The organism is Levilactobacillus humaensis, from assembly GCF_024345185.1.
Classification (GTDB): domain Bacteria; phylum Bacillota; class Bacilli; order Lactobacillales; family Lactobacillaceae; genus Levilactobacillus; species Levilactobacillus humaensis.
On record NZ_BROB01000047.1, the window covers coordinates 1 to 11225 of the forward strand.

An 11225-nucleotide genomic window follows, 5' to 3' on the forward strand; every position below is an offset into this window, starting at 1 on the left:
AACTGCTGGGTAAACCTGGCAGTTAAACGGGTAGCCGTCAATTACCCGATGATGTTGTCACTACGAGTAGGAGTACCTTAACGGGTATGTTGGACTACTGTGTCGTCAGACACGTGAGCGACAAGCCTCCGAATTCATTCAGAGGCAATTGACACGGGGTACTGCGTCGAAGCACTATCTGGGGTCTTGAACCTCTGTGCGGAGCGGGTTGCCTTACTTCAAATGTATATGGATAGTGGTGAGACCGAGGTCCAACGGTTGATTGCCTTCCGAGATACGCCGCCTGAAGGTAACGATGGTATGCCTTGCGGCGCCTGTCGTGAGGCATTCATGCAGTATAATAAAGCCAATGAAAATATGCAAATTATGGTGAATTATGCAAAACGAGAGACCTTAACTCTAGGTGAACTCATGCCTCACTGGTGGGGAACATCGGTCAAACCAGAATCAGACTAGATCAAATAAGCGGGAAGCTTGCTGAATAGGCAAACTTCCCGTTTTTTACTGGGCAGTGATTGTGGGGTTGGTCTAGCCAGTGTGATTGGAAGGAAGGATCCAAGCCGGAGGAGGTCAGGGATGGAGCCGGCCGTGGCGGTGATGTTAGACCGAGTGATTTTCTCGGCCTTACATCACGGGCGACTTTGAAGACCCGCGTTTTTGGCGGGGCTTCAAATCGAGCGAGAAGCCCGGTCCTCAGGCTGAAGCGTCCCCACAGCAGGCGTAATCCCTGGCAGCCGCAGGCGGCCCTTTAACACTAATCATGAATAGAAAGCACCAGCTAGGTAAACCACAAAATGGTCACTCTAGCTGGTGCTATTAAAAGATGCTCATCGACGAAGATTGAAGAGTCCCCAGATTAATAAGATGGCTAACAGTCCCGCAAGAATAATCAGGGCTCCTTTTTGTTGCCAGCGCATCTAATCCCCCCTAGTGAATCCAACTGACTAGAGTATAACTGATTTCAATGGTTAATAGTGGTAAGCGTCTCTATCGTGAGAATTCTGACGATTATGCTGACTTGGAGAAGGTTCAGTCGAGGACGTCAAAATCAGAAGGTACAGGGGCCGTGACGGTCGTTAACTGGTTATCAGTGGCGAAGGGTTGAGGGAAGCTTAACTGCCAACAGTGGAGCCGTAAGCGCGTCTTAGAAGGGGTCCCATAAAGGGGATCGCCGATCAGGGGATGACCACTGGCGGCCAAGTGAACCCGAAGTTGGTGGGTCCGGCCGGTCTCTAGCCATAATTTGACCAGAGTGGCCCCTGGCTGCTTGTCTAAGACCGCGTAATGGGTGATGGCTCTCTGTGGATGGGTGCCGTTAACTTGACGCTTACGGCGGTCCTGGGGGTCTCTGCCGATAGGGGCGTCAAACGTGCCTTTACCGACTAGATGGCCAGCCACCCAGGCCAAATAGGTACGCTGAACGCGCTTCTCGGCAATGTTGCGCACCATGATTGGTACCACGGCAGGAGTTTTGGTCATCATCAGGGCACCCGTGGTCTCCTGGTCCAGCCGGCTTAGAATATAAGGTCCGGGTTGATCGTCTCCCAGATAGGCCGCAACGTGATTTAGAGTGGTTCCGCGCTCGCCTGGTTGGTTCGGGTGCGTCTTACTTCCTCGCGTCTTATTGACAATGAGGAGATCTGCCGTTTCATAAATGACGGCCACGGTAGCCGCACTGTCGGGATCGACCTCAGGAAAGGGTTCCTTGAAGTCGTCGGGGACAAAGGTCATCTGAACGAGGTCACCGGGTCCGACAAGTTGGTTCATTGACCGGTAACTGCCATTGACGAGCACGCGCTGACTAATCCGCAGATCATGCACCAGGTGGCTCGGGAGTAGCCAGGCAGTCAGCTGGTCTCGCAACGAATGAGTTATTTGAGTTGGGGGTAGGGTACGCGTATAGGTCCAGTGCAAAGGAGGTTACCTCTTTCTTGAATTGCGTGTTTTAAACGTGGGTGATAGGCGGGTTGCGCCTATCTGATTACCAACCATCATACCATTTCATGCCATAAATATGCGGACAGTATGAGACAGAAAAGCCGGCCAGTCCCACTCCGAGTAATGCGGTAGTAGGACTGGTCGGTTAAGTTAAAAGTTAATTGAATACCATAGAAATATGAGACTAATACTCTCGGCTGTATTAAAGAACCAACCTAGCCGGAGGAGGTCAGGGATGGAGCCAGCCGTGGCGGTACTGTTAGACCGAGTGCTTTTCTCGGCCTTACAGTACGGGCGACTTTGAAGACCCGCGCCCCTGGCGGGGCTTCAAATCGAGCGAGAAGCCTGGTTTTTAGGCTGAAGCGTCCCCACAGCAGGCGTAATCCCTGGCAGCCGCAGGCGGCCTATTTGTTCTAGAACTTAGTCGTAGTCTTCGTCAGCAGTGCCGGAGAAATAAGGCTTGCCGTTAACCTGGTAGCTAGACCAGGTGGCATAAGCGTAGTAAGCATCTTCAAATGGGAAGAAGTCTTGATCAGTTTGACGATTCAAATCCTTGATAGTCAAACGGTAATTGCCTTTGGCAACGCGCTTGTTGGGCAATCCTTTGATGGCCCGATGGGTGTAGATTTGCGTCGTTCTATCCTTGGTTGTCACCTTATAAGCCTTAGCCGAGTGGGTTGGCTTCCAAACGTCGAGACCCGAGACAGTGGCGACTGCGCCGTCGGGGGCAAATTTCTTCATGGCTGAAGCACGATAGTATTGGACGTAGTGGTCCTGTGTTAAGTAGAAGGCGGCTGGTGACGTGAATGTCTTGCCATTTAGGATGCCTTTGAAGCCTTTACCGGCCTGATACAACGTTGGTTGAGCCCCTAGTTTGACGATCTTAAAGTTAGCCTTCTTGAGGGGAACGGAAACGTTACGATCATAGGTCAGATTCTTGATGCGACTATAGTGATTGGAAACGTTGGTAAAGCTGGCATTGACGATCCAGTTGCCGTTTTTATCCTTTTTGTTATAGCCCATACCAAAGATCCCCACGATGGTGCCCTTCTTACTCTGAACGCGCTTGAAGGTCTTCCCCGACTTCTTCTGCGCACCAATGTAGAGGTTCTTCTTGAGCTGGACGTAACGGATAAATGAGTGGTTCATATCCAAGTATGGTGACTTGGGTGCCGCGTTGGCCGTGGTCAGACCGCCAGTTAGGCCGATAAGACCGATAGTCAGGGCCAGAGACCCCTTAAGTAAGTTGTTCATGTTAAACTCCTCCTGTCATCACGCGGGATGACATTCCTAAAAATAATGAAACAGACCCGCTCCGATTCGGGCCGTAGATGGTTATCTACAAGGATTTATTATAGGCCTATTCAGTGAATGTGTTTAGGAGATATCTAATTTGCCATAAAAAAATCCCCCACCACGAGGGTGAGGGACCAGTTGTTTATTTGAGTTTAGTTGGCTTAACGATTAAGACGTCGCAGATGGCAGAACGGCTAACGTAGTTGGTTACAGAACCAACCATTAAACGTTCAACGGCGGTCAATCCAGTTGACCCAATGACAATCAATTCGGAACCGTGGTCCGCTGGGAATTCTCGTGCGATAACCGGCTTAGGATTACCGAAACGAACGTGGATACTGACGTCAGTCACACCGGCGTTGATGGCTTGTTGCTTCAAGCTATCAAGTCGTTCCTGAACGTCCTCAGAAAGCTTGTAAATGACGTCACCACTTACAGCACCACCATAAGTGTCGCTGAATTGGTTAACTTCAAGGACATTTAAGATATCAAGATGGGTTTGGTTGCGTTTAGCGACTTCAATTGCCTTTTCTAAGACTGGTTGGGTTGCTTTGGAGCCATCAACGGGAACCAGAATGTTCTTGTATTGTTGTAACATATGGAATGCCACCCCTTCACGAGTCATGTTAAAACTTTACCTATACTATATCATTAATTTCGCAGAGTGTAAGTAATTAATTCGTAGAAACCCGTATGAAAAGGGATGAAAACGCGGGAACTAGGGGGTACCCTTAGTTTGAAAAAATTATAACAAAAGTTGCGGGAGGTCATCTTTGACTCATTTCATTCTAACCAAGGCTTGGGTGACTGATGTGAGGGGATTGGGAACGGTTGCGTGACTTGGGGAACCCTGAAGAAAAAATGAGGGTTTACCCAGAAACTGAATTGGGGGCTTTCCACAAAATTCAGGCAAACAAAAACCGCCGAATCTCTCAGGATTCGACGGTAATCGTCAGGATTCATGAACCGAAACCCTAGATTTACTTAAGGCTTGATGAGGTCAAGGATAAGTTCGTCCAGAAGTTCTGGTTAGCAGCACCCATGTCAAAGCCCTTAACCCGCTTGTTGACAGGTGACCAGTTGTAACTGAAGTTGTCAGGTACAACTGCGGCTTGTTCGTTCATGTAGTTCTGCCATTGCTTGAAGGCCTTGGTCCGGTAAGTATCGTTCCAAGCCTTTTCGTTGTTCATGTTGCTCATAAGTTGTGTGTTCTTCTTAGTGACGAAGTGACCCATGTTGTAGGTTGCGTCTTCACCGTAGATTTGCGTAGGCGTTGGTTCAGATGACAAGCTCCATGCGGCGGCATAAATGTCGACCGTGTTTTGCTTTGGCTTTTGGATGGTGGAGTAGAAGCTGTTCATTTCCATCGTCTTACCAGTTGCCAACTTAGCGTTCAAACCAACCTTACGCCATTGTTGCAGGTAGTCTTGGTATTCAGCAGCTTGGGCTGAAGTCCCAGTCATGGCACCAAAGTTAATGGTTAATGGCTTGCCCTTAGGATCGGAACGCCACTTGCTACCGTTACGCTTCTTGTAACCGGCCTTATCCAGTAATTGTTCAGCCTTCTTGATGTTCATTGGGTAACCTTTGGCTGAAGAATCCCAGTACTTCTTGAAGATTGGTGGAATCAACGTGTTCCCACGCCAAGTGATCCCATTACCGAACTTCTTGTTAACGGCATCGAGGTTCAAGGCGTACATCATGGCTTGACGTAAGCTCTTGTTGCTCATCTTGCTGTTCTTGTCCATCACGTTCTTTTGAGTCTTGGTGTCGTAGTGACCAACGTTGAACCCAAAGTAACCGTAGGAGAGGGCAGCTTGACCAACCATCTTGTAGTTCTTGGTGTTCTTGATTTGCTTGTAGTCAGTCCCACGCATGACACTGTTAGGAACAGTGAAGTCGTACTTGTTGGACTGGATAGCTTTGTCAATGTTGTTGGAAGATACCACGTTGATGCTGATGTGCTTGATTTGTGGTGCCTTGCCATAGTAGTACTTGTTAGGTGACCAAGTCGTGGATTCACCTTCAACAACTTTATCCAACTTGTAAGGACCAGTGAAGAGTGGGTCTTTACGAACTTGCTTGGATGAAGCTAACTTGGCGATTGGCACATTCTTGATGTAGTTGTAAGGTTCAACAGAACTCCAGATAAAGGAGTTCCCAGCATACTTCATGGCTGGCGTAACCTTGGATAAGTGGATCACAGCCGTCCGACCAGTTTGGCCGTCAGGGAAGGTAATCCCAGAGATGGTCTTAGCACTACCAGTGTGGTATTCTGCCATCCCTTTGATGGTGTTGTAGTCAGCGGAGTATTGTTGTGAAGTGGTGTTCTTGTTTGCAATAACTTCGTATGGGTATTCGATATCCTTGGCGGTAACCTTGTCACCGTTAGACCACTTAGCATTCTTGCGTAAGGTGATCGTAACCGTCTTCGCTTTCCGGTCAATCTTCTGGTTGGCTAACCCACCGTCAATGATCTTAAAGTTGCCGTCGGTCCGGAATAACCCGTTGATGTTACCGGGAGTATCCCCACCTGGTGAGAAGACGTCGGCGTCTTCGGCATTCGTCGATAAGACGGGGTCAGAAATCCCTTGGAATGGCGAGTCGTTAGGTTCTGCGAGCTTTAATGTACTGTTCTTCGTCGCGGACTTATCAGTGGCTTTCGTGTTCTTATATGAAGCGGACAATTTTACGGAAGCGCCACTAGTTCCGGAGTTGGAACTGGATGAACTTTTGCTGGAACATGCTGCAAGGCTGAGTGTTGCAAGAACAGCCACGGCAGACAATGCGAGCTTTTTCTTATCCATACTATGTTTCCCCCTTGTATAAATTCCTCAAGTTATAAGCCAACCGATTCTCCTCAGGATCGGTTGTGGAACCAATGTTACGACTGACGCAGATGAAGGGTGGCACCATCTCCTCAAATGAAATTAGGTGATTAATCGGCAGCACCTTGGCGTTGCGAAGCATCTGCAGCGCGCCGCAGAACTTGGCCGACATAACTAATCGCTAAACAAAGAATGATGATTTCCAATGCGGCTGGTAACCAAGTCCACCAGTATTGCGTGATGTTGTTGGGGTCATTGGCGTTAGAAATCATGGTCCCGAGTGAAGGCGTCTGGCTTGGTAGCCCGAAGCCCAGGTAAGACAGCCCGGTTTCAACCCCGATGTTTTCGGCGAAGGACAGGGTACAGTCGACGATGATCAGAGAAGAAATGTTAGGCATAATTTCTCTGAAGATAATCTTCCAGTGACTAGTCCCAGAGGTTCGGGAAGCAGCCACGTAATCCTTCTCCGCTTCGGCCAAGGTTCTGGACCGAATCAACCGTGACGTTCCTTCCCAATAGAAGATGGAGAAGATGAACGTTAAGGTCACAGAGTTGTAGTGGGGGATGATGGTAACCAGGACGATAATCATCATGGTCATGGGTAACATCATCATGAAGTCATAGACCCGTTGCATCCCCCAGTCGATGTAACCATTGAAGTAACCGGAGATGAGTCCCCAGCAGATCCCGAAGGTGGAAGAGATGATGGTCAAACCAATCGCAATCCCAATGGAGTTACGAGATCCGACAATCAGCTGCTTGGCCACGGAACGACCACCGGAGTCGGCACCGAGCCAGAATTCAGGGGTGAACGGCTGGTTGAAGTACGCCATGATGTTGGTTTCCATCATCTTGGGAGTGTTGATAAATAGCGCACCCACCATCACGAAGACAATGAAGCCAACGATGATGAAGAGGGCAGCCATGGCGGGACGATCCGCCTTAAATTCACTCCAGATGATTTTGGCCGTCGATGGCGTGGCTTCCGCCTGAGCCTCCTGTGATAGGCGGGCCAAATCAGCTGCGGAAATATCTGAGTGTTGTTCGAAGTTTTCTGCCATTCTGTTTAGCCTCCTTATTCAATCCGAATTCGTGGGTCGACGATGCTCAGGATGATATCGGAGAGCAGGGTTCCCAGTAAGTTTAAAATCCCATAAATGAGGACTAGAGCGGTAATAACCGTGTAGTCCCGGTAGCTGATCGAGTTCACGAACAGCAAGCCCATCCCGGGGTAAGAGAAGACCGTTTCAGTAAAGATTGACCCATTCAACAGCCCAGTGATGGAGTAGCCGGCAAAAGCGGCAATTGGTAAGAGTGAGTTTCTGAAGATATGGTGTAAGTAAATGTCTCGGTTCGGCACCCCTTTGGACCGCGCCGTTCTGACGTAGTCGGAATGCTTGGCGTCGATAACTTCGGAACGCAGGTACTGAACAATGTTGACGGTACCGAACAGCGCCCCGAGGAGACCAGGTAACAAGATATGGTAGAAACGCGACCCGACGGTATGTAGCCATCCAGTAGCGTCCGAGGATATTGACCCGGTCGTTGGGAACCAACCCAGCACGTAACCGAAGATCCAAATCCCGATAACCAGGATAACGAAGAACGGAATACAGTAGGTCACGTAGGTGTAGACCCGGATAATGGTATCGGGTAACTTACCTTCGTGACGGCCCGCGAAGACCCCCATTGGGAGGGCAAAGACGTAGGTCAGAATCATGGTGAACAGGGCTAACCAGAGCGTGTTCCCGGCCCGGCCTTCAATCAGCCGAGTGACAGGTTCTTGATACTGGTAGCTGTTCCCTAAGTTTCCATGGAACAAGTGCACAACCCAGTTCCAATACTGTTGGTACCAAGGGTCGTACAATCCATTCATTCGCATTAAATGCTTGATTTGCTGGGGGTCAGCCTTGGGGTTAATCGAACCGGTAAATGGGTCACCGGGCATCGCCTTAGCCAGGAGGAAGACCAGCAGACTGAGAATAATGACTTCAGGAATCATAATTAAGAAACGCCGGAGAATCGTTTTCCACATTAGGCCTGCACCTCTCCTTCCTGGGTGGCAAGTTGCTGAGCCAGAGCTTCTGGTAAGGCTACCGCGTGGGTCTTAGAAATCTGAACCAGTGGGTAGGCCTCGCCATCATCGTCGTAGTACTTGCTTTGTTGTTCCTGGTAGACCTTTTCAACGGCCAGGCGGGAGGCTCTGTGGGCTTCACGTTGGTTGACGTTGGTTTCGGGAATCGCTGCCAGAAGCCGCTTCGTGTAGATATGTAACGGGTGATTGTAGATATCGTCACGGGTTCCAATCTCGACTAATCGGCCCCGGTTCATGATGGCAATGTTGTTACACATGTGCCGCACAACCCCTAAGTCATGAGAGATAAACAGGTAGGAAATCCCAAATTCACGTTGAATCTTCTTCATAAAGTTCAAGACTTGGGCTTGAACGGAGAGGTCCAAAGCGGAGACGGGTTCGTCAGCGATGATGAGCTTCGGGTTGGTAGCCACCGCACGGGCGACCCCAATCCGTTGCCGTTGACCACCGGAGAATTGGTGCGGGTACTTGTATAAGGCATCCGCATCCAGGCCAACGATGTCGAGAAGTTGTAAGACCCGCAGCTTCTCATCATCCTTGCTGAGCTTTTCGAAGTTCCGGAGGGGTTCGGCGATGATATCTTCGATCCGCTTCCGGGGATTCAGACTCGACAGGGAGTCTTGGAAAATCATTTGGACGTCGCGGTTGTAATCCAACTTGCGGCGGTTTTCAGCTTTGGTAATGTCCTGTCCTTTATAGAGGATGGACCCGCTCGTAACCTTTTCGAGACCGACGACGGACTTGCCAGTCGTCGACTTGCCGGAACCAGATTCACCAACTAATCCGTAGGTTTCACCGGCTTCAATGTTGAAGGTGATGCCATCGACGGCTCGAACGGAATCGGTGATGCGGTTCCAGAATCCGGTACGGATGGGATAGTGAACTTTGAGATCTTTGATTTCGATTAGGCTCATTCCGTCACGCTCCCCTTCTCATCTGGAAATGTGAAGTCTTTGTAGCAGGTACAACGGACTTCGTGACCCGGCGCAACTTCGTGCATTGCCGGATGTTCTTCGTGGGCACTAGCTGGTACCCAAGGGATCCGTGGGGCGAACCGGTCACCCTTACTTGGCATCTTCTGTAAGGAAGGCACGTTACCCTGGATGACGTAGAGGTCATCGTTTTCGTTGTCCCGTTGCGGCATCGACCGTAAGAGGGAACGCGTGTAAGGATGTTCCGGTGAATTGAAGATTTGTTCCGCGGTTCCTTGTTCGACGATCTGGCCGGCGTACATAACCGCAACCCGGTCGGCGGTTTCAGCCACAACACCCAAGTCATGAGTGATCAGGATGATACCGGCGTGGTTCTCACGTTGAATGTCTCTGAGGACATCCAAGATTTGCGCTTGAATCGTGACGTCCAATGCCGTGGTTGGTTCGTCGGCGATGATTAAGTCTGGCTTGCAGGCAATCGCAATGGCAATGATGACCCGTTGCCGCATCCCACCAGATAATTCATGGGGATATTGGTGAGCGGTCCGTTCGGGATTGACGATCCCAACTTGGTTGAGCAATTCAATGACCCGGTCATGCTTGGCGGACTTAGATAAGGAAGTATGGTAATCCATGACCTCACTAATTTGGTCCTCAATACGTTTGAGGGGATTCAAGGCTGACAGGGGATCTTGGAAGATCATGCCAATCTTGGCACCTCTGAATTGGTTATAACCATCTTCGTCTAAGCCTAATAGGTCGGTCCCTTCGAAGTCGACGGAACCAGAAATCTTGGTTTCGGCTGGATCGTGAAGGCCCATAATCGTTGTGGCTAAAGTACTCTTACCACATCCTGATTCACCAACGATGGCGAGAATTTCGTCGTGTTGGACTTGGAGGTTAATGTGGGAGATGGCGTCGTAGTAGTGTCCGTTAATCTTGAAAGCCGTGCTGACGTCTTTAATATCTAGAAAGTTTGATGCGGTTTTCACGGAAATCCCTCCCCAATGTTCTAATCTACCTCTCATTATGTAGATTAAGCCCGATGAATAAACGTTCTTGCGTATTCAATCTGCTAGCGAACAATAATTGGTTCTGATTATAATTAATCAAATTCTCATTTACAACCCTTATTTTTTAATTTTAATCATGATTTCTTCATAAATACCTCATAAACTCTGATGTATCAAGTTTCGCAGACAATAGTTAAAATGATAAAAAATTTAACCTAAAAGGGGGTAGTTGGACAATTTGCTTGTCGAACTACCTATTTACGGGCGTAATCTATGCAATTTGTTAGAATAATATGCATGTATATTCTCTATGAGAAAGTTCTCAGGGGGTCACGGCTTTCTCATCGCCATGCGATGGTTTTGTGGTATGATATTTGTATCGGTTACATGCGAATACAGACTTTTTGAAAGCGATGGCTAGACGATGAGATTAGACTTTTCCGTTGCGGTCCATAGCTTGCTCTATCTGGATGAGAATCGTCCCCGGAAGATTGCAAGCCGCGAACTGGCAACGTCACTTCAATTGAATGCGGTGATGATCCGCAATATTCTCTCCGTACTCCATAAGCAGGGGTACATCGAAGGCTCCGTCGGGAAAAATGGCGGCTACCAACTCCTGCGCAATCTTGATGAGATTAACGTTGGCGAACTCTATGACTTGACGATTCCGCCAACTATCAGTTATGCCCGGTTCATTACGGGGGATTCCAAGGGGACCCAGGCGACCGATGAGACGGATATCTCGGCCAACATCTCGCAAACGTTGACGGACCTGTTTACCCTGGCCGATGAGGACTACCGAAAGTTCTATCATCAATTCACGATGACGGACCTTAAGGAAGACCTCCATAGCCACGGTTACTTCCGTCGCCTGGTAAATGGCCAGAATGACTAGGCACTTTTCTATAATTATTTCGTTAAAGCGATTATAATGAAGTTATAAAAGGGATGGTGACTACGGCCACCATTAATGGCCATACTTTCAACGCCAGGGGTGAACCCTGACGCGGCTGACGTCAGACTTCGGTCTGGCGTTTTTTTTATGTGACGAATTGTCAAACCAAGTGCAACACTTTATCAAATAAAACTTCTTCAGGGGTACAGTAGTCTAGAACCTTTCTCG

The 11225-nt window shown here is 49.0% G+C and carries 10 protein-coding genes; 2 read left to right on the forward strand and 8 right to left on the reverse strand.

The genetic code is table 11. The features are described 5' to 3' along the window. Positions 1-222: 222 nt before the first annotated feature. Positions 223-456, forward strand: coding sequence for a hypothetical protein (locus OCU14_RS10875; RefSeq protein ID WP_261811045.1), 234 nt, complete (start codon positions 223-225; stop codon positions 454-456). A 573-nt stretch (positions 457-1029) separates the two neighbouring features. On the opposite strand, the gene OCU14_RS10880 is transcribed toward OCU14_RS10875, so the two are convergent. From OCU14_RS10880 to OCU14_RS10915, 8 genes are all read right to left on the reverse strand, one after another. After that, on the reverse strand, positions 1030-1914 hold the full coding sequence (locus OCU14_RS10880) for an RluA family pseudouridine synthase (RefSeq protein ID WP_261811046.1): 885 nt from the start codon (positions 1912-1914) through the stop codon (positions 1030-1032). A gap of 444 nt (positions 1915-2358) precedes the next feature. After that, positions 2359-3192, reverse strand: coding sequence for a hypothetical protein (locus tag OCU14_RS10885; RefSeq protein WP_261811047.1), 834 nt, complete (start codon positions 3190-3192; stop codon positions 2359-2361). Between the two features lie 184 nt (positions 3193-3376). Beyond that, a complete protein-coding gene (locus OCU14_RS10890; RefSeq protein ID WP_057879387.1) occupies positions 3377-3832 on the reverse strand; it encodes a universal stress protein in 456 nt (151 codons plus the stop codon). Positions 3833-4214: 382 nt separating this feature from the next. Then, positions 4215-6041: an oligopeptide ABC transporter substrate-binding protein gene (locus OCU14_RS10895; RefSeq protein WP_261811048.1), complete on the reverse strand. Its 1827-nt coding sequence runs from the start codon at positions 6039-6041 to the stop codon at positions 4215-4217. Positions 6042-6172: 131 nt separating this feature from the next. Further along, a complete protein-coding gene (locus OCU14_RS10900; RefSeq protein ID WP_057879384.1) occupies positions 6173-7123 on the reverse strand; it encodes an ABC transporter permease in 951 nt (316 codons plus the stop codon). A 14-nt stretch (positions 7124-7137) separates the two neighbouring features. Further along, positions 7138-8097, reverse strand: coding sequence for an ABC transporter permease (locus OCU14_RS10905; protein WP_261811049.1), 960 nt, complete (start codon positions 8095-8097; stop codon positions 7138-7140). After that, complete coding sequence (locus tag OCU14_RS10910; RefSeq protein ID WP_261811050.1) at positions 8097-9071, reverse strand: ABC transporter ATP-binding protein; 975 nt, start codon at positions 9069-9071, stop codon at positions 8097-8099. The genes OCU14_RS10905 and OCU14_RS10910 overlap by 1 nt, the downstream gene beginning before the upstream one ends. After that, positions 9068-10117 (reverse strand): ABC transporter ATP-binding protein, encoded by a 1050-nt coding sequence (locus OCU14_RS10915; protein ID WP_261811051.1) that lies wholly within the window; start codon positions 10115-10117, stop codon positions 9068-9070. The genes OCU14_RS10910 and OCU14_RS10915 overlap by 4 nt, the downstream gene beginning before the upstream one ends. 409 nt (positions 10118-10526) lie before the next feature. Here OCU14_RS10915 and OCU14_RS10920 point away from each other — a divergent pair, with 409 nt between their 5' ends. Then, the gene (locus OCU14_RS10920) at positions 10527-10997 is read left to right on the forward strand and encodes an Rrf2 family transcriptional regulator (RefSeq protein ID WP_261811052.1); all 471 of its coding nucleotides are present in this window, start codon (positions 10527-10529) and stop codon (positions 10995-10997) included. Positions 10998-11225 lie beyond the last annotated feature (228 nt).